This is a genomic window from Streptomyces sp. NBC_00076 (assembly GCF_045041235.1).
Taxonomy (GTDB): domain Bacteria; phylum Actinomycetota; class Actinomycetes; order Streptomycetales; family Streptomycetaceae; genus Streptomyces.
On record NZ_CP108242.1, the window covers coordinates 9,607,101 to 9,632,082 of the forward strand.

17 protein-coding genes are annotated in these 24,982 nt (G+C 71.4%); 7 read left to right on the top strand and 10 right to left on the bottom strand.

Annotated features, from left to right (window positions below):
• Positions 1–293 precede the first annotated feature (293 nt).
• Positions 294–4,274, top strand: coding sequence for a glycosyl hydrolase (locus tag OHA64_RS43065; RefSeq protein ID WP_405622642.1), 3,981 nt, complete (start codon positions 294–296; stop codon positions 4,272–4,274).
• 12 nt (positions 4,275–4,286) lie between these two features.
• Here OHA64_RS43065 and OHA64_RS43070 read toward each other — a convergent pair whose 3' ends face one another.
• The 4 genes from OHA64_RS43070 to OHA64_RS43085 all read right to left on the bottom strand — a co-directional run bounded on the left by OHA64_RS43070 (position 4,287) and on the right by OHA64_RS43085 (position 8,445).
• Positions 4,287–5,306, bottom strand: a complete 1,020-nt coding sequence (locus OHA64_RS43070; RefSeq protein ID WP_405624353.1) for a LacI family DNA-binding transcriptional regulator — start codon at positions 5,304–5,306, stop codon at positions 4,287–4,289.
• A 121-nt stretch (positions 5,307–5,427) separates the two neighbouring features.
• On the bottom strand, positions 5,428–6,924 hold the full coding sequence (locus OHA64_RS43075) for a tripartite tricarboxylate transporter permease (protein ID WP_405622643.1): 1,497 nt from the start codon (positions 6,922–6,924) through the stop codon (positions 5,428–5,430).
• A 1-nt stretch (position 6,925) separates the two neighbouring features.
• Positions 6,926–7,462 (bottom strand): tripartite tricarboxylate transporter TctB family protein, encoded by a 537-nt coding sequence (locus tag OHA64_RS43080; protein WP_405622644.1) that lies wholly within the window; start codon positions 7,460–7,462, stop codon positions 6,926–6,928.
• The gene (locus OHA64_RS43085; RefSeq protein ID WP_405624355.1) at positions 7,459–8,445 is read right to left on the bottom strand and encodes a Bug family tripartite tricarboxylate transporter substrate binding protein; all 987 of its coding nucleotides are present in this window, start codon (positions 8,443–8,445) and stop codon (positions 7,459–7,461) included. Before OHA64_RS43085 ends, OHA64_RS43080 begins: the two co-directional genes overlap by 4 nt.
• Positions 8,446–8,710: 265 nt before the next feature.
• Between OHA64_RS43085 and OHA64_RS43090 the strand changes: the two genes are divergently transcribed.
• The 3 genes from OHA64_RS43090 (at position 8,711) to OHA64_RS43100 (ending at position 13,527) form a co-directional block, all read left to right on the top strand.
• Positions 8,711–10,372, top strand: a complete 1,662-nt coding sequence (locus tag OHA64_RS43090) for an ATP-binding protein (protein WP_405622645.1) — start codon at positions 8,711–8,713, stop codon at positions 10,370–10,372.
• 95 nt (positions 10,373–10,467) lie between these two features.
• On the top strand, positions 10,468–11,205 hold the full coding sequence (locus OHA64_RS43095; RefSeq protein ID WP_405622646.1) for a response regulator: 738 nt from the start codon (positions 10,468–10,470) through the stop codon (positions 11,203–11,205).
• A 201-nt stretch (positions 11,206–11,406) separates the two neighbouring features.
• Complete coding sequence (locus tag OHA64_RS43100; RefSeq protein ID WP_405622647.1) at positions 11,407–13,527, top strand: SpoIIE family protein phosphatase; 2,121 nt, start codon at positions 11,407–11,409, stop codon at positions 13,525–13,527.
• A 219-nt stretch (positions 13,528–13,746) separates the two neighbouring features.
• On the opposite strand, the gene OHA64_RS43105 is transcribed toward OHA64_RS43100, so the two are convergent.
• From OHA64_RS43105 to OHA64_RS43130, 6 genes are all read right to left on the bottom strand, one after another.
• Positions 13,747–14,310, bottom strand: a complete 564-nt coding sequence (locus OHA64_RS43105; RefSeq protein WP_405622648.1) for a hypothetical protein — start codon at positions 14,308–14,310, stop codon at positions 13,747–13,749.
• A 146-nt stretch (positions 14,311–14,456) separates the two neighbouring features.
• On the bottom strand, positions 14,457–15,065 hold the full coding sequence (locus OHA64_RS43110) for a hypothetical protein (RefSeq protein ID WP_405622649.1): 609 nt from the start codon (positions 15,063–15,065) through the stop codon (positions 14,457–14,459).
• A gap of 182 nt (positions 15,066–15,247) precedes the next feature.
• Complete coding sequence (locus tag OHA64_RS43115; protein WP_405622650.1) at positions 15,248–17,254, bottom strand: GDSL-type esterase/lipase family protein; 2,007 nt, start codon at positions 17,252–17,254, stop codon at positions 15,248–15,250.
• Positions 17,255–17,437: 183 nt separating this feature from the next.
• Positions 17,438–18,697, bottom strand: a complete 1,260-nt coding sequence (locus OHA64_RS43120) for a hypothetical protein (protein WP_405622651.1) — start codon at positions 18,695–18,697, stop codon at positions 17,438–17,440.
• Between the two features lie 223 nt (positions 18,698–18,920).
• The gene (locus OHA64_RS43125) at positions 18,921–20,078 is read right to left on the bottom strand and encodes an acyltransferase family protein (RefSeq protein ID WP_405622652.1); all 1,158 of its coding nucleotides are present in this window, start codon (positions 20,076–20,078) and stop codon (positions 18,921–18,923) included.
• Between the two features lie 118 nt (positions 20,079–20,196).
• A complete protein-coding gene (locus tag OHA64_RS43130) occupies positions 20,197–21,315 on the bottom strand; it encodes a GNAT family N-acetyltransferase (protein WP_405622653.1) in 1,119 nt (372 codons plus the stop codon).
• A 163-nt stretch (positions 21,316–21,478) separates the two neighbouring features.
• Between OHA64_RS43130 and OHA64_RS43135 the strand changes: the two genes are divergently transcribed.
• The 3 genes from OHA64_RS43135 to OHA64_RS43145 all read left to right on the top strand — a co-directional run bounded on the left by OHA64_RS43135 (position 21,479) and on the right by OHA64_RS43145 (position 24,981).
• A complete protein-coding gene (locus OHA64_RS43135; RefSeq protein ID WP_405622654.1) occupies positions 21,479–21,631 on the top strand; it encodes a hypothetical protein in 153 nt (50 codons plus the stop codon).
• Positions 21,632–21,699: 68 nt separating this feature from the next.
• A complete protein-coding gene (locus tag OHA64_RS43140; protein WP_405624356.1) occupies positions 21,700–23,709 on the top strand; it encodes a bifunctional polysaccharide deacetylase/glycosyltransferase family 2 protein in 2,010 nt (669 codons plus the stop codon).
• 57 nt (positions 23,710–23,766) lie between these two features.
• The gene (locus tag OHA64_RS43145) at positions 23,767–24,981 is read left to right on the top strand and encodes an LCP family protein (RefSeq protein WP_405624357.1); all 1,215 of its coding nucleotides are present in this window, start codon (positions 23,767–23,769) and stop codon (positions 24,979–24,981) included.
• The last annotated feature ends 1 nt before the right edge of the window (position 24,982 follow it).

Consider the following 24,982-nt stretch of genomic DNA (forward strand, 5'->3'; position numbering starts at 1 on the left):
GTCGTCCGGGGATTGGCCTTGGTGATCTTCGATCGACGAGACCCGGCGGAGGAACACGCGGAAGGAGCTGCGGAGGGGGACGTCGCGGCTCCGGGCCGGGTAGGTCGCAGTGACTATAGGATCCAAAAAACGTTACAACAAGCCCCCGCGCCCACTTCCGCGGAGAGAAGGCGCGGATCCTTCGTGGAGTCTCGTATCTGGTGAGGACGCCGCAGGTCCCCTACGGTGGAAGCGATGTAAAACGTTTTCAGATCCGCGAGGTTGCCCGGGCCGCACTCGGAAGGACCGCATTCGTGATCTCTCCTGAACTGCGACAGCTGTTCGACGACCCGCCCCGGGGCTTCGGCCCCACTCCGCTGTGGTGGTGGTCGGGCGCGAAGGTCACCAGGGAGCGCCTCGCATGGCAGCTGCGCAGGTTCGCGGACGGCGGCGTCCACAACCTGGTGGTGATCAACCTGGCCCCCGCCGGGCCGACCTTCGGCGCCCGGACCGACGATCCGGTGTGGTTCGGCGAGGAATGGTGGGCCCGTTTCACCGACGCCTGCCGGATCGCCGGGGAACTCGGCACCCGCCTGTGGTTCTACGACCAGATCGGGTTCTCCGGCGCCAACGTCCAGGGCGGTGTCACCCGCCGGCACCCGCGGGCCGCCGGCCGGGCCCTGCGCTCCCGCACGACGACCGTCTCCGGGGGCACGCTCGGGCTGCGGGGCGCCGAAACCCCGGTCGCCGTCTACGACCTGACGGGGCGTCGTCTGCCCATGGACCTGGACGCCGGTTTTGGCACCGCCCGGGTCGAGGCCGGGGACGGGACAGAGGTGCGGTTGGTCGCCGCCGTCCCCTCGGCGTTCGACTATCTGGACCCGCACGCCGTGGGTCTGCTGCTTGACGCCGTGCACCACGAGTTCGACCGGCGGGTCCCGGAGTACCTGGGCAACGTCGTCGCGGGGAGCTTCCAGGACGAGCTGCCCGGCACCAACTCCTGGAGCCACCGTTTCCCCGAGGAGTTCCGCGCCCGGCGCGGCTACGACCTGCTCGACCATCTGCCGGCCCTGTTCACGGCCACCCCGGCGGAGAAGGCCCGGGCCGACCACCGCGCGGTCCGCGCCGACTACTACGCGGTCCGCGCCGAACTCACCGAAGAGGCCCTGTTCAGGCCGCTCGCCGCCTGGCACGAAGAACGCGGCATGCTCATCGGAGCCGACCAGAGCAACCCCGCGCGAGCGGGCTTCCCGGCCCAGTCCACGCAGATCTACACGGACTACTTCCGCACCCATCGCTGGTACGGAGCCGCCGGCAGCGACCACCACGGCGACGCCAAGGTCCACTCCTCCATGGCCCACCTCCACGGCCACGAGCGCGTGTGGATCGAGGCTTTCCACTCCTCCGGCTGGGGCGGCACCCTGGAGGACACCTACGACTGGCTCCTGCCGTTCCTGCGCAGTGGCGCCAACCTGTACAACCCGCACGCCAGTTACTTCGGCACCGCGGGCGGCTGGTTCGAGTGGGCGCCGCCGTCCACCGACTGGCGCCAGCCCTACTGGCAGCAGTACCCGGCGTTCTCCCGGGCCGTGGCCCGGATCTGCTCGATCATGTCCTGGGGCACCTACAGCGCCGACGTCGCGGTCCTGCACCCCACCGCGACCATGCAGTCACTCATCCCGCTGGACGCGCCCGTCCAGCACTTCGGCGACGGCCGCCTCGGCGGGGCTCACACCGACGTCGACGAGACCCAGCGCCACTACCTGGACCTGTGCGGCACGAACAACTGGCTCCGACCCCGGATCGGCGAACTGGACCGGCGGGGCATCTCCTTCGACGTCATCGACGACGCCTCGGTGCTGGGCGCCAAAGCCGCGGACGGCGCCCTGCGCGTCAGGGACCAGGCGTACACCGCGGTCCTGCTGCCCTCGGCGAGCGTCCTGGAGGAGGAGACGGCACGCCGGCTGACCCGGCTGCTCGATGCCGGCGGCCGGGTGGTGGTCGTGGGCCGGCCGCCCGCGACGGCCGCCGGGGCGGACGGTGACGACGCCGTCGTCGTGGCACTGCTGGACCATCCACGACTGGAGCGGGCGAGTGACGCCGCGGCGGGCGCGGCCGCGGTGGCCGACGCCGCAGGTCACGCGACGGGCGACGTACCGCTGCTCGTCAGGAGGCGGGGCGACGCTGCGGTAGCCCTGGTGACGGGGGCCTTCCCGGACGCCCGCACGGACCCGCCGAACGGCCGCCACGAGGTCGACCCCGCACGCTACGCCCGCAGTACGGCCGTCACCGTGCGTGCCGCCGTCGCGGAGGCCGAGGTCTGGAATCCGGCGACCGGCGCCCGAAGTCCGGCACACGTCACCCTCGCCGACGGCCTCTCGACCATCGAGGTGCCGCTGGAAGGCGCCCCCGCCGCTCTCGTCGTATGGCGCGAAGGCACACCGACCGCCCGGACCACGGCACCGCACCCCGAGCCGACGGAGACGATCGACGTCTCGGGCGGTTGGGAGGGCCGACTGGTCCCCACCATGGACAACACCTGGGGCGACCTGGCGCTGCCCGCGGGCACGTCCGTCGACGAGCCGCAGATCTGGACCATGCGGTGGACCGAGACCGACGCGCCCGACGCGCACGGGGAGCAGTCGCGGGCAACGTACGGCAACCGGGTGTGCGTCCTGCCTCCGGTGCCCCGCGCCCAGGCCCCCGACCCGTTGGACGGCGCCGGTGTCGAGCGGATCCTGGCGGGGGCGGCTCCCCTGGTGCCCCCGGACGGCGGCTGGCGCGTCTCGCTGTACTCGTCGAGCCGGGGGATGCCGGATCAGGACGGTCTGCTCGGCAACAAGGGGATGGTGGCCGAGGAGTTCGTACGTGTGCCCGTGCCCGGGAGCGGAACCGTCGCCCGGATCCGGGCGATCGTCGCGACGGACCACCGGGGCCCCGCCGATCTGCACGTCGGCGCGGCGGCGGCCAAGCGGGTCTGGTGGAACGGCGAGCGGCTGGACACCTCGACGGGCTTTCTCGCCTCCGCCCTGGTGGAGGTCACGCGGTCCCACAACGTGCTCGAGTACGAACTGGGGGACGCCGAGGACCGGCCGCTGCTGATCTCGGGTGCCGCCGGCACCCCGCTGGGCAGCTACTTCTGCCTCTCCGGCCCGGACGGGTTCACCGCGCGTCCGCAGTTCATGTGTCTCCCCGACGACGTACGACCGGACGGCGGAGTGACCTACCGGGGTCGGCTGCGCCTTCCCTCGGGCGGCGCGGCGGTGCTGGTCGTGGGCGCCGCGGTGGGCGTCACCGTGCTGCTCGACGGATCGGTCGTGGCGCGGCAGGAGAAGGTGGAGTACTACGAGTCCGACTGGGGCGCGGTACCGATGTTCTTCCGTCACCGACTGACCCTCGGGGCGGGCGAGCACGTCCTCGATGTGGTGGCCGACAGCGTCCACGCACGAGAAGCGGTCTTCGTCGACTGCGTGGCCGACGCGGGGTCCATCGCGACCGCTCTGGTCAGCGGCGCCGGGTGGGAGGCCCGGACGGGGGAGTGGCGCGGACGTACGGTCGAACACGAGGGCCGGTGGGGCGAGTTGCAGCACTGTTATGCCGCGGTACGGCCGCACCCGCTGCCGGACACCGAGTGGCTCACCGGCGCACCGGACCTCGGCACCGCCGTACTGCCGCTGCGGTCCACCGACGACGTCCGCGAGAGGGCGCAGCGTTTCCGGTTCACCGTGCCCGCGGGCACCCTGTCGATGGATCTGCCGCTGGAGCTACCCGCCCGGGTACGGGTCGGGGACGGCGCCGAGAAGACCCTCGACGGCCGGGCGCTGTCACTGGATCAGCCCCTGTCGGCGCCCACGGAGATTGACGTTGTCACCGTCCCCACGGCGGTGCTGCGGGGCGGCTCCGCCTGGCGCGGCCCGGTGCGGGTGCGTACCGTGCCGGCGCCCCTGCCGCTGGGGGACTGGCGCACGCTGGGGCTGGGCGGTTGGAGCGGCGGTGTGACGTACGCGCGGACCCTGGAGGTACCGGCCGGGCCGGACCCGGTGCTGGACCTAGGGCGGGTGCGCGGCAGCGTCTCGGTCCTTGTCGACGGCGAACCCGTGGGTGAGGCGTTCTGCGCGCCGTACCGCTTCGAATTCCGCGGTGCCGCCGGGCGTACCGTCCGCGTCGAGGTGACCGTCCACAACACCCTGGCCCCGTATTTCGCCGAAGCCACGCCGACTGCCTGGGCCTTCGAGTCCCAGCTCGGGTCGGGACTGCTCGGGCCCGTGACGCTCCGGATCCCCGGGCCCGCCTGACAGGGACCGGGCTCAGGTGTCGGAAGGCGGCCGGGTCGAATCCCGGAGGACGAGGTCGGGCGCGAACACCCGTGTCCCGTGGGCGTGTTCCGCCCGGGCCTCCACCTCGTCGAGCAGCATCTCGACGGCCGCCCTGCCGAGTTCCTCGACCGGCTGCCGCACCGTCGTCAGGGTCGTCCCCACGAAGCTTGCGATGTCCAGGTCGCCGTAACCGACCACCTGCACCTCCTCGGGTATCCGCACGCCCCGCTCACCCAGTCCACGGCACAGCCCCGCGGCGAGGAAGTCGTTGGTGCAGAAGACCCCGTCGGGCAGCTCGTCCAGGCGGCGCGCGATCTCCCTGCCGTACGCCACCGTCATCTCCTCGGCGACGACCTGGCCCAGCCTCGCCGCACGCCGACTGCGCACGGCCTGCCGGGCACCTTGGTACCGGTCGGCGCACTGCCGGATCCCGCGCTCTCCGTTCACCACGAGGACGTCACGCGCACCGCGGTCCAGGAGATGCGATACGGCGATCCGGCCGCCGGCGATGTCGTCGACGGAGACGGAGCAGCCGTCCTGGGCCGGCATCGCACGGTCCGCCAGCACCAGCGGGATGCCCCGCTCACGCAGCCGCGTCAGCCGGGTCGGATCGGCGCTGAGCGGAACCACCACGGCCCCGACGGCCCGCTGCTCGATCAGCATCGTGAAGTAGCCCTGCTCCCGCTCGGGCGCGTCCCCGCTGTCGCAGAGCACGAGGCTGTAGCCGTGCTCGTACGCCGCGTCCGCGGCCCCTCGTGCGATGCGCGAGTAGAACGAGTTGGCCACGTCGGGCAGCACCAGACCGATGGAGGAGGAGTGCCCGGTCCGCAGGCCGGCGGCGCCCGGGTGGGGGACGTAGTCGAGCGCGGCGACCACGTCCCGGACCCGCTCGGCGGTGCGGGCGTTGACGCGCTCGGGCCGGTTGAGGACGTTCGACACCGTGGACACCGAGACCCCCGCGGCGGCGGCGACGTCCTGGATACGGGCGGGGCGAAGCGGAACGGCGTCCACCCCCCTCGCTGCGGCAGCCGTGCGACCAGGCACGACGCGGTCCTCATGGGCGGCGTCAGTCTACCCCGACCATCAGTAAATCGTTTTTCGGGAGGTGATGGTCGCCGAGGGGCGCCACGGATCAGGCCTTCGCTCGGTCACGTGTCATGAGCCGCTTCAGGAGGGGCCACGCCAGCAGCAACGCGATCACCGCGTACACGGTCACCGCGAAGGGCGTGTCGACCAGTCCCGAGACGCTGCCGTCGCTGATCTGCAGGGCCCGCCGCAGCTGTTGTTCGGCGTTCGGGCCGAGGATGACGCCGATGACGGCGGGCAGGATCGGCAGGCCGTAGCGCCGCATTCCGAAGCCGATCAGGCCGATGATCAGGAGGATCACCAGGTCGACCACCTCGCCGCCGACCGCGTACGCGCCGACCGCCGCGAAGAACATGATCCCGGCATACAGGTACGGCCGGGGGATGCGCAGCAGCTTGGCCCACACCGGAGCCAGCGGCAGGTTGAGCGCGAGCAACAGCACCATGCCCACGAAGAGCGACGCGATCAGTCCCCACACCAGATCCGGTTCGCGTTCGAAGAGGAGAGGGCCCGGCTGGATGCCGTACTGCTGGAAGGCGGCCAGCATGACCGCCGCGACCGCCGTGGTGGGCAGGCCGAGGGTCAGCATGGACACCAGCGTCCCCGCGGCCGAGGCCGACGCCGCCGACTCCGGTCCGGCGACGCCCTCGATCGCGCCCTTGCGGCCCCAGTCGTCCGGGTGCTTCGACAGGCGTTTCTCGGTGACGTACGACAGGAAGGTGGGGATCTCGGCGCCGCCCGCCGGAATCGCGCCGAACGGGAAGCCGATGAACGGGCCGCGCAGCCACGACTTCCAGGTCCGCCGCACATCGTCCCGGCCGAGCCACGGGCGGCCCACCGGGATCGGCTCGGACGGCAGGCGCCGTAGATGGGCGGCGACCCACAGGGCCTCGCCGATCGCGAAGAGGCCGACCGCGACGATCACCACGTCGATGCCGTCGGCGAGTTGGAGGGAACCGAAGGTCAGGCGTTGCTGGCCGGTCATCTGGTCCAGGCCCACCAGACCCAGCGTGAGACCGATGAGCAGGGACGCGAGCCCGCGGATGCGCGACGACCCCAGCACGGAGGTCACGGCGATGAACGCCAGCACCATGATGGCGAAGTAGTCCGGAGCGCCGATGTCCACCGCCAGGTCGGCGACCGTCGGGGCGAGCGCGACCAGCAGGAGCGTGCCGATCAGACCGCCCGCGAAGTGGCCGATGGCGGCGGCCGCGAGCGCCTGCGCGCCACGCCCCGACTTGGCCATCGGGTTGCCCTCCATGGCCGCGACCACGGCGGCACTCTCACCGGGGGTGTTGAGCAGGATCGAGGTGGTCGAGCCGCCGAACATCGCCCCGTAGTAGATACCGGCGAACATGATGAACGCGCCGGTCGGGTCGAGTCCGTACGTCACGGGCAGCAGGAGCGCGACCGCCATCGCGGGCCCGATGCCGGGCAGCACACCGATGGCGGTGCCCAGCAGCACACCGACGGCGGCCCACAGCAGGTTGATCGGGGTCAGGGCCGTACCGAAGCCGTCCATCAGGGAGTTGAAGGCGTTCATGTCACAGCACTCCCATCAGCGGGCCACCGGGCAGCGGTACTCCGAGCAGGTTGTTGAAGACGGCGTAGGTGGTCAGGGAGAGAACGGCCGCGATGAGCGGGTCCCGGTCGAGGCGGCGGCTGCCGAGCGCGAAGGCGGCTCCCCAGAAGAGCAGGGCGCCCGCGACGGGGAAGCCGACGGGTTCGATGAGGACGGCCGCGCCGAGGAACACGCCGGTGAGCAGCAGCACCGTGCGCCAGTCCGCGGGTTCGGAGAGATCGATGTCCTCGCCCCCCTCGGCCTGGCCCCGGCCGCCGCGCAGTACGTCGACGGCGAGCAGGGCGGCGATGACGAGCAGCCCGACGCCGACGACGACCGGTACCGTCTTCGGCCCGACGGGCCCGCGCTGGGTCACCTCGACGCCCATGGTGAGCGCGTCGGTCAGGACCAGCACGCCCAGCGCCAACAGCAGGACACAGACGCCGAGTTCGGAGTGCTCACGCAACCAGGAGCGGCGTTCAGCCGATTCGCTCCCGGGGATGTCCGTCCGTGTCGTCACAGCCCCAGCTCCTTCAGCACCGAAACCACGCGCTTGTCCTGGGCGCCCAGGAAGTCGCCGAACCTCTCGCCGGTCAGGAACGCGTCGTCCCAGCCGTTCTGCTGAAGGGACTTCTGCCACTCGGGCGAGTCGTGCAACTCCTCCACGAGGCGTACGAGCTTGTCGCGCTCGGCGGTGGAGAGGCCGGGCGGGGCCACGATGCCGCGCCAGTTGGTGAAGTCGACGTCGTAGCCTGACTCCTTGAGCGTGGGCGCGTCCTCGAGCTCGTCGACGCGTTCGGGGCCGGTGACCGCGAGCACCCGCAGCTCGCCCGCCTTGATCTGGTCGAGGTACTCGCCGACGCCGGACACCCCGAACGCGACCTTGTTGCCGAGGATCGAAGCGAGCAACTCGCCACCGCCGTCGAAGGGGATGTAGTTGACGTCCTTCGGCGCGACGCCGCCGGCCTTCGCCATCAGCATCGGCGCGAGATGGTCCGGCCCGCCGGGCGAGGAACCGCCGCCCACCGGGAGCTTGCCGGGATTCGCCCGCCACGCCTCGATCAGCTCGTCGATGCTCCGGTACGGGGAGTTCTTGGCGACCACCACGACGTCCTGCTCCTCGGTGAGCCGGGCGATGGGGGTGGTGTCGTCGAGTGTCCTCGGGGCGTGGTTGGAGCGGGCGGCGCCCACCACACCGAGCCCCATCGACATGGCGAGCTTGCCGTTGCCGTGCTCGCTCACCAGCCGGCTGAGCCCTACGGTGCCGCCGGCGCCGGGCAGGTTGAACACCTCGATGTTGTGCGTGAGTCCGGCGTCCTCGGCGTTCTTCGCGGCCGTCCGGGCCGTGATGTCGTAGCCGCCGCCGGGCGTGTTGGGGACCATGAGGCGCAGGCCCGGGATCTGGGTGCCCGTCGCGGAGTCGCTGCCGGTCGTGAGCAGCGGAGGCCCGACGAGTACGAGCACGGCGGCTCCGAGCAGGGCGAGGGGGGTGCGCAGGCGCACGAGTGCCACCACCTGTCGGTACGTCTCTGCGGAACGGGGGAAGCCCTGTGGGGAGGGTGACGTGCGCCACATGTTGCCCGTGCGTCGAGGTCCTGTCTCTCTTCCGGAACCAACGGAGCTTGTGGTCTTTGCGGTCACCGGCGTCACGTGGGTGTGTACAGCTGCCTGGGCCGGTCTCTTTCCTTGGCTGCAGGTGAGCGCCATGATGGGCGCCCCGGCCCATGAGCCGCAGCCTGTCGCATCGGCACGAGAGATTGAGTCCGTCGTGGTCGCCTCCTTCCGTCGCCAGACCCTCGCGGGGGAGATGCTGGTCCTCCAGCTCGCCATCGTCGTGGTGGTGCTGCTGGCGGTCGCCGCCGTCTCGCTGGCCCAGTCGGAGGCCACGTTCAACCGTGTCGAGGGCCGCCGGGTCGGTGCGCTGGCCGAGCAGCTCGCCGCCACCCCCCTCGTGCGCAGCCAGCTGGTGGGGCCCGAGCCGCAGGAGGCCCTGGCCCCGCTGGTGAACTCCACGCAGACCCAGTCCGGGGTCACCTCCGTGACGGTGGCGGACGCCGACGGCCGGATCGTCAGCTCCACGAACCCCACGGCGATCGGCGGCCGCATGCCGCTGGGCGAGGGCGCCGCCGAGGGCCGGGGCTGGTCCGGATCGCTGACCCTGGACGACAGCCGCGAACTCGTCGCCCAGGTACCGGTACTCGGTGCGACCAGGGAGAACCTCGGGCAGCACCTGGGCACCGTGATGATCGGCGAAGCCGACCCGACGGTGTGGCAGCGCCTCAGCGGAGCGTCCTCCTACCTGCTCGCCTATCTCGGCATCGCCAGCGGCCTCGGCCTGGTCGGCTCCTGGCTGCTGGCCCGGCGCGTCAAACGGCAGACCCTCGGCCTGGAGCCGCGAGAGATCGCCGGCCTCGCCGAGCATCGCGAGGCGATGCTGTATGGACTCGCCGAGGGTGTGATCGCCCTGGATCCGCAGCACCGGCTCACCCTCGTCAACGACATGGGCCGGCGCCTGCTCGACCTGCCCGAGGACTGCGAGGGCCACAGCCTGGCCGACCTCGGCGTCGAGGGACGACTGCGGGACGTCCTGGTGGGTGACCGGGAGGACGCGACCGGCCGGCGCGACGAGGTCGTCGTCCGCCACGGCCGGGTGCTGGTGATGAACCGGATGACCGTCACCAAGGACGGCCGCCCGCTCGGCTCGGTCACCACTCTGCGGGACCGCACCGAACTCGCCCGGCTGGAGCGGGAGATCGGATCCTTCCGCAGCTCCTCCGAACTGCTGCGCGCCCAGGCCCACGAGTTCGCCAACCAGCTGCACACCATCTCCGGACTGATCCAGATCGGCGAACAGGACGAGGTCGTGCGCTACATCCGCGCGTTGAACCAGCGTCGGCAGTCCCTGGACGTGACCCTCAGCCGCCGGGTCCGCGACACCGCCGTCGCCGCCCTCCTCATGGCGAAGTCCTCCCTGGCCGCCGAACGGAAGGTCAGCCTGCGCATCTCGGACAGCACCGCCCTCGACCGGCTGGCCCCGAAGGACGCCGCCGACGTGGCGACCGTGGTGGGAAACCTCGTCGACAACGCCGTGGACGCCGCGACCGTCGCCGCCGCCGTGGGTGAACCCGACGACCGCGAGGCCTGGGTCGAGGTCGAACTGCGGCAGGACGCCTCCAGCGTGGAGATCGTGGTCCGCGACTCCGGGCCGGGCGTGGCACCGGAACTCGCCAGGGAGGTGTTCTCGCACGGCTTCACGACCAAGGCCGCCCAGGAGGGCGAACGCGGCATCGGTCTGGCGCTCACCCGTCTGGTCTGCGAGCGTCACGCGGGTGAGATCACGGTGACCAACACCCCGGACGGGGCCATGTTCACCGCACGCATGACCGTCGACCACCTCACCGACGCGGTGGCGGAAGGAGCGAGGGGATGAACGGGGCGCCCGATGGGTCCGAGACGTCGGACACGTCCGCCACATCGGACACGTCTGTCACGTCAGCTACTCCGGATACGACGTTCACGTCAGCGATGTCCGGCACGTCCGGCATGTCCCCCGGCACGATCGACGTGCTCGTGGTCGACGACGACTTCATGGTGGCCAGGGTCCACCGCACCTTCGTGGAACGCGTCGAGCGGTTCCGGGTCGTGGGCGTCGCCCACACCGGCGAACAGGCCACCCGGGCCATCGACGAACTGCGCCCCGACCTCGTCCTGCTCGACCTGTACCTGCCGGACGTCTTCGGCCTGGACCTGATTCCCCGGCTGCGCGCCGCCGGGCACGACTGCGACGTCATGGTCATCAGCGCCGCACGGGAAGCCGACACGGTCCGCGGCGCCGTCCGCAACGGCGTCGTCGACTACCTCCTCAAGCCGTTCGAGTTCGAGGACCTGCGTGCCAGGCTGGAGCGCTACGCCCAGCAGCGCGGCCGTCTGCTCGCGGCCGTCGTGCGCGGCCAGGCCGACGTGGACAGGGTGCTGGCCGGAGCGATCGGGCCGGCATCCACCGCGGGCGCGCTGCCCAAGGGCATGAGTGTGGAGACCGCCGAGCTGGTCGAACGCGCGCTGCGCGGCACGGAGGGCACCCTGTCCGCCGCCGAGTGCGCGACCTCGGTCGGTGTCTCCCGCGTCAGTGCCCGCCGCTACCTGGAGTACTTCCACACCATCGGCAGCGCCGAGGTGTCCCTGCGCTACGGGGTCACGGGCAGGCCGGAACGCCGCTACCGGTTCCGGGGCCAGCCCGCGCGCCTGCGCCCGGCCCAGCCGTGACCTGCGGACGCTGCTCGGGTGGGCCGGCCATCAGGAACCGGGGCGGCCTGAGTGACATGGGCGACCTCTGGGACGACGACGGCGAACACCTCGCCGTGCCCGGCCTCCGCATGCCACCTGCGCGAGACGCTGTGCCGACCGCTCCCGGGGGCGTAGCGTCCTCCTAGGGGCGAATCACCCCGGTGACGCTGGAGGTGCCTCGTGACCAGCGCGGGTGATCCGGCCGCCGGCAGCGGTGAGCTGGATGCCGAATTCGCGGAGACGGTGCGCCGGACCGGCGCGTCCGTCGGCGCGCTCTACCTGCTCGCCTCGGACGAGCAGTCGTTGCGTCTGGACGCGCTGTGCGGGGCGCCGGCCGAGTTCGCCGCACCGTGGTCGACCGTACCGATGGCCGCTCCGGCACCGGTGGCCGTCGCGGTCCGGGAGGACCGTCTGGTCTGGGTGGGAAGCCAGGAGGAGATGGCCCGCTCCTATCCGCGCACCGCGATGGTGCTGCCCTACCCGTTGGCGTTGGTCGCCGCGCCGGTCACCGGCGCCCGGCGGTGGGGTGTGCTGCTGCTGATGTGGCCGGCCGCCCGCCCCCCGCACATGACCGCACGGGAGCGGGGACACATCGCGTCCAGTTGCGGGCGCCTGGCCCGGCTGCTGGAGGAAGCCGCCGAGCACGGCTGGGCACCGGCCGCCGGCGACGGACCGCGCGTCGTCCCCACCGGATCCGGCCGCCGGTCCGTGAGCCTTGCGACGGCCGCCGCCGACTTCGTGGAGCGCCTGCCCGGCGGAAGCTGCGCCGTGGACCTGGAGGGGCGCTTCACCTACCTCAGCTCCGGTGCCTGCGACCTCCTGGGCGGCGAAGCCGACCGGCTGCTGGGCACCCTGCCGTGGCAGTCCCTGCGCTGGCTCGACGAACCCACCTACGAGGACCGCTACCGTGCCGCGGTGATCAGCCGTGAGCCCGTCTCGTTCACCGCGTGCCGCCCGCCGGACCGGTGGCTGGAGTTCCACCTCTACCCGGACGCCAGCGGCATCAGCGTCCGTATCGTGCCCAGCGGTGCGCGACCCCCGCCCGCACCGGCGTCCCGACGGTCCACGCACGCCGTCGCACCGGCCCGTGCGGGACAGCTCTACCAGCTCACCCACCTGGCCGCCGCACTGACCGAGGTCGTCGGCGTCCAGGACGTCATCGCCCTGGTCGCCGACCAGATCATGCCCGCCTTCGGCGCCCAGGGCCTGGTCCTGTCCACCGCCGAGGCCGGCCGGCTGCGGATCACCGGCTACCGCGGCTACTCCCCGCACACCATCGAGCGTCTCGACGGCCTGGCCCTCGACACCGACGTCACACCGGCCGGTCGCGCCCTGAGCAGCGGCATCCCCGCGTTCTTCGCCGACCCGGAGGAGATGTGCCGTGTCTATCCCGAGGCGTCGCAGGCCAGCGACAAGCAGGCCTGGGCGTTCCTGCCGCTGATCATCTCCGGCCGGCCCGTCGGCTGCTGCGTCCTGTCCTACGACGACCCCCACACGTTCCCGGCCGAGGAACGCGCCGTCCTGACGTCGCTCGCCGGGCTCATCGCCCAGGCCCTCGACCGCGCCCGCCTGTACGACACCAAACACGAGCTCGCCCACGACCTCCAACAGGCACTGCTTCCGCGCACCCTTCCCCAGGTCACCGGGTTGCGAGTCGCTGTCCGGTATCTGCCGGCGACGCGGGGCATGGACATCGGCGGGGACTTCTACGACCTGATCCGGCTCGACGACACCGCCGCCGCGGCCGTCATCGGCGACGTGCAGGGCCACAACGCGGCAGCGGCCGCGTTGATGGGTCAGGTCCGTACCGGTGTCCACGCCCACGCGACCCTCGGCACCGCTCCCGACCAGGTCCTCTGCGGAACCAACCGGCTACTGACCGATCTCGGCCACGACCTGTTCACCAGCTGCCTCTACGCCCACCTCGACTTCGCCCGCCGACGCGTGACCCTGGCCAGCGCCGGCCACCCGCCGCCCCTCCTGCGCCTCCCCGACGGCGACACCCGGCCCGTCGACGTCCCGCCCGGCCCGCTCCTGGGAATCGACCCCGACGCGGTCTTCCCCCTGACCGAGATCCCGCTCACCCCGGGGCTGATGCTCGCCTTCTACACCGACGGCCTCGTCGAGACACCGGGCGTCGACCTCGACGACTCCATCGCCCACCTCGCACAGCATCTCGCCCACGCCGACGACCGGGACCTGGACCTTGTCGTCGACGACCTGCTGAAAAAGGCCAGCGCGACCGGCCAGCGCAGGGACGACATCGCCCTCCTCCTGCTGCACCACGAGCCGGGCCGCTGAGAGCGGAAGCTACTCACGGTGCCGGGTGTCCGGGGCCGTCGACAGGCGGCTGAACATGATCGCCTCGACCGGCCGGCCCAAGGACCCGGACCATGCGAGATCGTCGGTTTCGGGGTACTCAGTGGTCCGGCGGATCGCCTGCTGGAGTGATCGTGGTGGACGGGGCTGATCGACCTGACCAGGGCGTCGGGTCCTGGGGGACGTGCACCGGGGCGCCGGTCAGGAGGACGTTTGCGGATCGCCGTTGTCGTCCTCGGCCGTGTCCCCGGTGTCGGTCTGCTGGAAGGTGTGCGTGATCTGTCGCAGGCGCAGCCGCTCCAGCGTGCCCCGCTGCCGTTGGGCGCGTTCGAGCAGGTTGTCCAGCCGCCCGGGATCGAGCCGTCGGTCGGCGTCGGCCAGTCGGCGCAGCGTGCGCCAGCCGGCGGCCTTCCCCTCCACGCCCAGACGCAGCAGCTCCAGCTCCAGCATGGGGGCGAGTGGTGATCGGCGGACGATCCGGCCGTTGGCCTTGAGCCGCCCCGCCCGCTCGGCCAGATGACCGGCGACGATCTTGTGTCGGCGTACGGGGACATCCAGCCCGCGCATGATCTCCAAAAGGCCCGCCCGGTCCTCGGCGATCTCGTCGGCGATCGGCCGCAGGGCGTCGGCGAGCGCCGGGTCCCGTTCGGACTCGGCCCTGGTCAGCGTCCGCGCCCGGTCCACGCCGAGCGCGGCTCCGGCGAGGTGATCATTGAGGTAGATACCGAGCAGGTCGGTGTCGGTCCGGTTCGGAGTGTCGTCCATCGGGCCTCTCCCTTCGCGATCGGCTGCGCGTCGGTGACGCCTCACGCGCTGCCGAGTACCCCGAGACGCGATGCCGAGTACCCCGAAAGGCCTGGTCACACTCCGTGGCGGTGTTGGCGTCCGCGAGCCAGGACGTTCGGTGTCGCCTAGGCCGGTGAACGTGGCAGCCAAGTGCTGAGCGCGTCGATGAGGCGATCGAGAGCGGGCTGGTCGGAGGAGCGGTCCGTGATGACCGTGCGGCCGTTGAACTGCAGCGCGTACTGGAACCTGTCGGCCGCCCCCATGTCGATCGTGAACGCGGGAACGTCGGCGAGCGCCGGGTCTCCGAGGAGCGTGCGCAGCCTCGCGAACTGGGCCGCGCTGGTGCGGCGCACCACAGGCCTGCCCTTGTCTTCGGCGCTGACCGTGCCGTCGCCGCGGAGGATCACCTCTTGGCGGACACCGGCGAAGCCACCGCTGACCGTCATGGTCACCAGCTTCTGCTCCGGCCCGGTGACGGGCACCGGCGACGGGCGGCTGCCCGAAGCAGAAGCAGAAGCAGAAGCAGAAGCGGAGGTCGAAGCCGTGGCGGAAGCCGACGTCGACGCGGATGCGGAGGCCGTGGGCGAGGTGGCCGTGGGCGAGGCGGCGGATGCCGTCGACGTGCCGCCCGCAGTGCCCGCCGGACCCGCCGCACGCCCGTCGCCTCCGGAGGAACAGCCGACCAGCCCCAGCACACACGCCGCGAACACCACGGCCGCCACCACACCGGTCATACCTGTGCCGCTGCCGCTGCCGCAACGGCTACCGATGTCGCAGCCACCGCGTATGCCTCTGCCGAGCACCCCATCGCCCCCGCCCGTCGATCGCCTCAACTGGACTGTCTGTACCACGAAACCGCGCGTTCAGTCCCCCTGGACGTCAAGACGCGCGGCGTCCACCGTTCGCGGCAGAACCGTCAGTTGCCGATCCTCGCCGCGATGATCGGCGCGAGCCGGTCGGCGATGACCCGGTGGCCCTGGTCGTTGGGGTGGACCGAGTCCGAGAGATCGCCGGAGCCCAGCCAACCGGTGGTGTCGACGAAGGAGACCCGGGAGTCCCCGCCGGCGACGGCGGACTTCACGGCCGCCTCCGTCTGCGGGACGTAGCGTCCGCGGAAGGTCTCCAGCGCGAAGATCCAGGCCTGCGGATACGCGGCACGCACCTTGCGCAGCAGACTGGTGTACGCCGACTGGAACTGGGTGGAACTCACCCCGTGGCCCACGTCGTTGGTGCCGAGGTTGATGACGACCGCGGTGGCCCGATACCGGGAGAAGTCCCAGTCGGGCGTGGCCGCGTTCGGGTTGAGTCGGCCGAACTGCTGCTCCAGCCCCACGCATCCGTCGGCTGTGGCGACCAGACAGGCGCCGCCCTGGGCGATCTGGGTGTGTTCGGTGCCGAGCCGTTCTCCGATCAACCAGCCGTACGCGGTACGGGCGTTGAGTGAGGTCGTCGTCCCCACCGTGATCGAGTCGCCGACGAACTCGACCAGTTGGGTCGGGCCGGTCGGTGCGAACGTCGTGGCGCCGCCGTCGAGGACCAGGCCTTGGAACACCGCGTCTCCATGGTAGGAGCCCGCGACCACCTGGTAGTTGACCTGGAGGGTGTGCCGGCCGGCGGGCAGCGCCGACGGTGTCAGGTTCACCGTGCCCTTGACGTCGTTGTAGAAGGTCAGGGGCCCGTCGTCGATCCGCGCCCAGAGGTCGACCGTGTTCCGTTGCTTGAGCTTCACGGTCCGGCCGGTGAAACCGACGCGGTAGTACGCACCGGCCCAGTACGGGGTGTACGCCGTGCCGGAACTCCTGGTGTCCCAGCGGCCGACGAACTTGATGTTCGGGTCACCGGGCTGTCCCGGAGCGGCCGCCGCGACGGATCCGGCGGCGGTGCCGGTGAGTCTGGCGCTGATCACCGGGGCGAGCCGGCTCGCGAACTTGGTGTGGCCGGCCTCGTTGGGATGGCCGTTGCCGTCCTCGTAGTCGGTGCCGTCGGTGAGCCAGCCCGTGGTGTCGACGTAGGACACCTTGCTGTCACCGGCGCCGGTGCGGGCGCTGACGGCGGCCCTGGTCTCGGTGACGTAGCGCTTCTTGAGGGTCTGCACCGCGAAGAGGTGGGCGTTCGGGTAGGTGGTGCGCAGATCACGCAGGAACGTGGTGTACGCCGACTGGAAGGCGGCCCCGGACACGCCGTGGCCGATGTCGTTGGTGCCGAGGTTGATGACGACCGCGTTCGCCTGGTAGCGGGAGAAGTCCCAGCCCTGGGTGCCCGTGCTGGCGGTCCTGAAGAACTGGGTGCTCAGGCCCGTACAGCCGGACTGGGCGACCAGACAGTAGCCGGAGCGGGCGATCTGGGTGTGCCTGAGCCCCAGGCGTTCGCCGGTCTTCCAGGCGTACGAGTCGAGCGCCAGCCGGTCGGTGAGGGCACCAGCGGTGATGGAGTCGCCGACGAACTCGACCAGCCCGGACGGTGTGTTCGCGGGCGTCGTGCGGGCCCCGGGGTCCAGCACCAGTCCCTGGAAGACCGTGTCGCCTGAGCGGTAGGAGATACGAAGGGTGTGGGTGCCGCCGGACAGCGGGCGGGGCGTGAGGTTCACCGTTCCCCGCACGCCCGCGTAGAAGGTGTCGGGTCCACCGTCGATGGCGGCGTAGAAGTTGACGGCGTCCCGGGCCTTGACCTTCACCGTGGTGCCGGTGAAACCGGCCTGCAGATACGCGCCGGTCCAGCCGGGTACAGCGGCCGTGTCCGAGCCGGTGTCCCAGCGACCGACATAGGCGATGTTGGGGTCGGAGACCGAGCCGTCGCCAAGAGCGGCCTGGGCCGGAGAACCACCCGCCCATGACAGCAGACAGGCGACGAGTACGGCGGTCAGGACGGCCGGTATCACGCGTCTGGCGCGGCGTAAGGGGGCGTCGTGGGGGGTGGTCTGCATGGGGATCCCTTTCGCATGAGGGGTGGGAGCGCTCCCATAGGCAGCCTTTCGAGAGAAGCAACGAAACGGGTGAGCGTCAAGGGATCTCGCGGGGGTGGCTGGACATGGTCCAGCCACCCGTCATGCCGCAAGCTGGCCGTCAGCTGTCAGTTGTCGGCGCCGTCAGTTGCCAGTTGCCTGTCGTCAGGACGACGCGGTCTTCGCGCGACGGCGTACCGCCACGACCAGAAGGCTTCCGAGCGCCGCGGCGGCGGCCGCGGCCCCGGCGATGAACGGGGTGCCGCCGGTGCCCGTGCTGGCCAGGTCGCCGCTGACTGCCTCGTCACCGGTACCGCCGGAACTGCCGGTACCGCCGGTGGAGTTGCCCGTGGAGCCGCCCGCCGAGGCACCGCCCGAGGTGGATCCCGTTGTGCCCGAGCCGCCCGCGGCCTGGCCCTGCGGGTCGTTGCCCTCCCCGCCCGAACCGGAGCCCCCCTCGGTCGCGCCGCCGGTGCCGGTGGCGGCGCCCCCGGAGGAGCCTTCGTCGGGGTCGCCGGGCAGGTCGACGCTGAGGTACGCCGTGTCGTTGGCGGGGTTCTTGTCGTACTCGGGGTGGATGTCGTAGACGGAGGTCGCTTTCACCTCGCCCTTGGTGTCCCGCGCGTCGTCGTCGACCTTCAGCACGAAGGTGTAGCTGAACGACTGGCCGACATCGAGGGTGCCGCCGTCGGACCAGCAGACATACCGGGGCTTGCCGGGTGCCGAGGGGCCGCTCGGGCCGTCGACACCGAACGGCGCGCATTCCTTGGGTACGTCGACGGCCACGGTGCCGGCCGGGATCTTCACCAGGAGAGCCGCGAGGTCGTCGCTCTCCTGGTTCTGGACCCAGCCGGGGCCGTCGTTGCGCAGAGTCGCCCTGACGGTCACCTCGCTGCCGGGGCGCGCCTTCGCCCGGTCGCCGGTGGCGGCCAGGTCGGCCGTGCTGTCCGCGGTCAGGGCCAGACGCCGGTAACTGTCGTCGTATCCCTCGCCCGGGGCCTCGCCGGTGGCGGAGGTGCCGTACTCCACGGACTCCATCAGGGCGTTGGGCAGCGCCTTGAACCGGACGGGCACGGTGACGGAGGCGCCGGGCGCGACGACCGTGTCGAGTTCGCAGAGTGCCTGCCTGACCTTGTTCTCCACGGTCGAGTAGACGCAGCCCGCGACGGGCTCGGGGAAGTCGAGCCCACGGGTCAGCCGGATCCGGAAGGTGACGCCGTCCGCGGCGGTCGTGCCGTTGTTGGTGACGGTGGCCGGCTCGTCGTACACCTCGCCGGGCTTGGGCGAGGTGCTCGGCAGAGTCGAGATCACCAGGGCGGGCCCGCCCTCCGTCGCGTGCGCTGTGGGGGCGGCGACTGCGGGAAGGGCGGCGGCGATCGCGGCGGTGGCGACGACTGCTGCCGAGGGGTGGAGGCGGCGGCGCACGGTGGTTCTCCTCGGTGGGGCGGGAAGGACGGGGCCGGGCGGTTCACCGTCCGGCCACGTCCTGGACACGCGAAAAGCCCCGAGGGTTGTAGTGATCACGCGAGCCGTGCCCCACTGGCCGGTGGCGCCGCTCACCGACCGGCAATCGTGTACGTGGCCGATCGGCAACCACGTACGTCACCGGCTGGCACCCGTGAACGTCACCGGCGGTCACGCGTGAACCTCACCGACCGCCGGCGCTTCGCGGTTCGCCGCGGACCCCGCTCGGTTGCGTGGCCGCGGTCCGCCGGAACGCCCACTCCGTCCCCGGCTCCACCACGAACCGGAAGACCCGCCGGACGGGCGGGGTGCACAGCACGGTCACCACGGTGACGGCCACCGCCGTGACGATGATCTCGCCGAGCGGCCGGTGGACCCAGGCGGGCCCGTACCAGCCCCAGAACTTGGCGCCCTGGGCGACGAAGCCGTGCAGCAGATAGCCGTAGAGGGTGCCCGCGCCCAGGGCGGTGAACCAGGTGCGCCGACCGGGTATCCAGGCGAGGAAGCAGGCGACCAGGAGAAGGGAGCATCCGAAGAGCGCCAGGGCCATCACCGGGCCGTACCAGCCGGGAGCGCCCAGTTCCACGGCGCTGTCGTCGTGGAAGAACCAGCCGGCGGTCATCCGCGGCACCGCCCAGTACGCCATGGCGAGCCCGCCCGCGAACACCGGGATCGCGAGCAGGCGTACCCGTCGGCGGCGGACCATCCGGAAGTGCTCCGGCTTCAGACACAGGCCCAGCACGAAGTACGGCAGGAACTGCAGCGTGCGCTGCAGGGCGAGGTCGTCGCCGATGGGTGCCAGGGTGGCCAGCGCGGCGACGAGGAGGGCGAGGGGCAGCGGCCACCGCACGGTCCGCCACAGGGGAGTGGTCAGGCGCCAGATGAACAGCGCCGCCAGGAACCAGGTCAGATACAGCGGGTCCAGCAGGCTGATCGGGCGGTCGGGCGACTGGTCGGTCCACCGGGTGTAGAGGGTGTACGCGGTCTCGAAGACGACGTACGGCACGACCAGTTGGGTCACCAGCCGCTTGATCCGCTCCGGACTCGCGTCGAAACTCCGGGAGAAGTAGCCGGAGATGATGATGAACGCCGGCATGTGGAAGGCGTACACGAGCATATAGAGGGCGCCGGCGGCTCTGCTGCCGTCCCTCAGCGGTTCCCACGTGTGACCGGCCGCGACCAGCACGATGGTCAGGTACTTGGCGTTGTCGAAGAACGCGTCGCGCTGCTTGACCGGCCCGGCCTCGACCCGGGCGGAAGCCGTCGACCTGTGCTGCGACAGCGGACTTCCCGGAGGGACGGTGCCGGCCTGAGTGACGGTCGTGGTGTCACGGTGAGACATCCCGAGCGCTTGACCGACTCGGGATGTCGTAAACCTCTCCGGGCGAAGGCATGGCACACGTCACAGTCGGGCGGCGTCACCGCTCAGTCGGGCGGCGTCGACGCTCAGCGGTCGGGGATCACGTCCGCTCGGAGTCCGTCCGGCTCGACGAACGCAACGTACCGACCGTCCGCAGCAGCCGGTCGGCCGGATCGCGCAGCGTGGGATGGGCCAGGACCGTGTTCCGCAGGCCCCGAACCGGCCTGCGCCACAGCCGGTGCGCCGCCGCCACCGGGTGGCGCCGGCTCGCGAAACCCTCGCCCACCCGCAGATCGCGGGTCTTGAGCCAGTCCTTGTACTCCTTCTCGCCGCGCCCCATGTCCATGAGCCGCACACCGTGCCGGGCCGCCCCCTCGGCCAGCCTCAGGTGCATGATCAGGCCGGGCGAGTAGTAGCGGAGATCGGGGTCGTACGCGGTGAACCAGGCCGCGAACACCGTGCTCGACGTCGGCCCGAAGTGGGCGGCCACCGGCCGGTCACCGGCGTACAGGACCGACAGCACGCCGGTGAAGTGCTCCTCGCGGACATGGAACAGATGGTTCGTCAGATCGACGATCCATGGCCGTGCGAAGCGGTCCATCCGTCCCGTCCTGCGGTACTGGGCGGACTTCCACCGCATCAGCGTCCGCAGTGCCTCCGGGTCGCGTTCGTCGTACACGAACCGCATCTCGCCCACGTCACGGCCCAGTCGGCGCTCCTTCTTCAACGTCGTCTTGGCCAGCCCGGGGTAGGTGCCCCGCAGCCACGCCGGGTAATCGGCGTCACCGGGTTTCAGGTCGATCACCGGTGACGCGAACGTCCCCGTGACATGCCGGCCGAACGGTTTCTGCTCCTCGACGAGATGGTCGAACTCGAAGATGGACAGCCCACAGGCGCGCAGGAGTTCGTCGGAGTCCCAGGTGACCCCCGGCCGGTGCACCAGTGCCTGGCAGTCGGAGAGGCCCAGCCCGATGGCCCGGCCCACCCCCAGGGCGTTGCGCTCGAACGGCAGGAAGCCCACGGGCTCGCCGCCCTCGCGCAGGACCGCCACCCGGGCCCCGCCCCGATGTCGGCCGACCCCGATCGCGAACTCCGGCGAGAGGAACGGGTTGGCGTACTCCGGTGACTCGTCCATCGCCCGGTGCCAGGCCCCCCGCAGCGAGGCGTCCAGTTCACCGGTTCTGTGGACGGTGATGTCCAGTCTGCTCATGGTCCGCATGCGAGACCGCTCCCCCCGGAAAGCCGAACTGTTCGGCGAGATCAAACGTCGCGAAACAGTACGCACGCTGTCAAGGTGTCTGCCGCAACGGGTGATTCGGGTCTGCTGTGAGCCTTGCCGATCACGCCACACGAGGACAGGGCCGTGGCTACACTCGCGCCCCATGCGCAACAACAGCCCGATCAGGCAGTGGAAGCAGACGTCACCCCTCCTCCCGCGCCACGGCGCCCCGGGAGGAAGAAGAAACGCCCTGCTGCTGCACGGCACCCGGGCCCTGCACGGGGCGTCTCCCGCGAAGGGGGCCGATATTCCGTGAGGGGCCGGCACAAGCAGTCCCGCGACCCGCGCGCACACTGGCTGTTACTGATCCTCGTCCTCCCCGCGATGTTCGCGGCCCTGCTCTTCGAGGGCTGGACGACCCACGAGGTCGACGCCGCGAAGACGCGCTCCCCCTGCACCTCACCCGCACCGGACGCGGTCACCAAGGGAAACGGCCCGGTGATCGGGATCAACCGTGACCGGATCCAGACCGCGTCCATGCCCGCCCGCACCGTCGCCCTCACCTTCGACGGCGGTCCCGACCCGGTGTGGACCCCACGCCTGCTCGACCTGCTGCGCCGCCATCGGGCGCACGCCACCTTCTTCCTCCACGGCGCCCAGGCCGCCCGCCACCCCGATCTGGTCCGGCGCATCCGTGCCGAGGGCCACGAGATCGGCTCGAACACCTACACCGGCGCCGTCCTCGGCGAGGCCTCACCCGCCCGCTTCGCCACCGAACTCGACCTGACCCAGGCCGCCTTGGCGGGCACCGCGAACCTGCACACCACGCTGCTGCGGATGCCGCGCACCACCTCCCCGGACACCCTGTGCGGCCGGGAGTGGCAGGCGGCCCGACAGGCCACCGCACGCGGCTATGTCCTGGTCACCGCCGACAAGGCCGCCCGCAAGCCGGCCCAGGGACTGGTCCGGCAGCTCAGCCAGACCGGGACCGCCTACCGGGAGGCCCGGAAACTCCTCACCGACCGGAGCGTCGACCGCTTCACCACCGTGACCGACGGACTCGACCTCACCCCGTACACCCCGGTGTCGGCCGTCGCCCGCTGGCAGGGCACCGCCCTGATCTGGGGCGCCGGCCTCGGGCGTGCCTTCTCGCACGCCATGACGTGGGTCCTCGGGATCGCGGGCGCGCTGGGCGTCCTGCGTCTGGCCCTGCTCGTCCTCTTCGCCCGCGCCCACGTCCGCCGACTGGAGCGCTTCCGGCCCGGCGCACCCTGGCTGCGGGAGGTGATCGAGCCGGTGACGGTGCTCGTCCCCGCGTACAACGAGGAGGCCGGCATCGCCTCCACGGTGCACTCTCTCCTCGGATCCACCCATCGCGACCTGCAGATCCTCGTGATCGACGACGGCTCGACGGACCGTACGGCCGAGATCGCCGCGGGGATCGACGACCCGCGGGTGGAGGTGATCCGCACGCCCAACGGAGGCAAGGCCGCGGCTCTCAACACCGGTCTGGCGCACTCGCGGCACGACATCGTGGTCATGGTCGACGCCGACACCGTCTTCGAGCCCGACGCCGTGCACCGGCTCGTGCAGCCGCTGGCCCATCCCGCCGTCGGCGCGGTCAGCGGCAACACCAAGGTCGGCAACCGGCGGGGGCTGCTCGCGAAGTGGCAGCACCTGGAGTACTGCTTCGGCTTCAACCTCGACCGGCGAATGTTCGAGGTGCTGGAGTGCATGACGACCGTTCCCGGTGCCATCGGGGCCTTCCGCCGGGACGCGCTCCTGGGCGTCGGAGGGATCAGCGAGGACACCCTCGCCGAGGACACCGACCTCACGATGGCCCTGTGGCGGGCGGGCTGGCGGGTGCTCTACGAGGAGTCCGCCGTCGCCTGGACCGAAGTACCCACCTCACTGGGGCAGTTGTGGCGCCAGCGCTACCGCTGGTGCTACGGAACCATCCAGGCCATGGGTAAGCACCGGGGCGCCGTGCTGGGCGTGGGCACGGCCGGCCGCTTCGGCCGCCGCGGCCTGACCTACCTCGCGCTCTTCCAGGTCGTCCTGCCGCTGCTCGCCCCGGTCATCGACGTCTACGCCCTGTACGGCGTGCTGTTCCTCGACCCGCTGCAGTCGGCCGGGGTCTGGTTCGCCTTCCTCGGCGTCCAACTGGTCTGTGCCGCTTACGCGTTGAGACTGGACGGCGAGCGCAGGCGGACGCTGTGGTCGATGCCGCTCCAGATCTTCGTCTACCGCCAGCTGATGTATCTGGTCGTCATCCAGTCCGTGGTCGCCCTGCTCCTCGGCAGTCGGCTGAAGTGGCAGCGGATGAAGCGTTCCGGCACGGCGGCTGAACAGATCGGCGGCCCCGCGCCGTACAAGAGCGTGCCGACCAGGTGATCCCGACGCTCCGAGGGAGACGAGGTGATCCGACGCTCCGAACGACTGGACAGGCCGATGGACGACTGGACCGACCACTGGGCGGGTGACGACGGCCGCCCGCCCGACGGCACGACCGCGCCCGTGCACGTCAGCACGGGCCGGGTGGTGCCGTACGCGCCCCCGCCCTCGACGCGTACGGCACCGCTGCCCGGCATGCCCTCGCCCGCCCCGCCGGGCCGTACCGGCGGGGCGAGCACCCGCGGGCACCCTGAGCAGGGGAGCAGAGCGCCCAGGGCCCGCCGCTCCGGGCGCCGCCGGGTGGTCCGGGCGGCGGTGGTCCTGCTCTGCGGTCTGCTCGCCGTCTGCGCCGGAACGTACGTGTGGGCCGACACCCGGCTCGACCAGGAGGTGGACCTCGGCACGCTCACCGACCGCGCGGCTCCCGGCAAGGGGACCAACTACCTCGTCGTGGGCTCGGACAGTCGTGAGGGCCTGTCCGAGCAGGACCGCAAGGACCTGAACACCGGCTCCGCGGAGGGCCGCCGCACCGACTCCATGATCCTTCTGCACACCGGCGCGAGCGGCACCACGATGATGAGCCTGCCGCGCGACTCGTGGGTGACCCTTCCGCCGTACGTCGATCCCGGCACCGGCAGAAGCTACCGCGCCGCGCCGAACAAGCTGAACGCGGCGTTCTCGCTGGGCGGGCCCGAGTTGCTCGTCCGGACCGTGGAGCGCAACACCGGACTGCATGTCGACCACTACGCCGAGATCGGTTTCGCGGGGTTCGTCGGGGTGGTGGACGCGGTCGGCGGAGTGGACATGTGTCTCGACCGGCCGATCAAGGACAAGTCCTCGGGGGCGAACCTGCCCCGGGGCTGCCAGACCCTCGACGGCTCCGAGGCGCTGGCGTTCGTCCGGCAGCGCAAGCAGGAGGCGCAGGGCGATCTGGGCCGTACCCAGAACCAGCAGAAGTTCCTGACCGCGCTCGCCGCCAAGGCGACCACCACGGGCACGCTCCTCGACCCGGCCAGGTCGGTCCCGGCCGTCACCGCGGGCCTCGACACGCTCGTCGTGGACAGGGGCACCGACCTGCCGAAACTCATGTCGCTGTTCCAGGCCATGCGGGGCGTCGCCGGCGGCGGTGGGCGCCAACTCAACGTGCCCGTCTCCGATCCCAGCGTCACCACCTCCAAGGGCAGCGCCGTGCAGTGGGACACGGCCCGTGCCCAAAAGCTCTTCGGCGAGTTGAAGCAGGACCTGCCGGTGACCGCCCCGCGCCAGAAGTGAC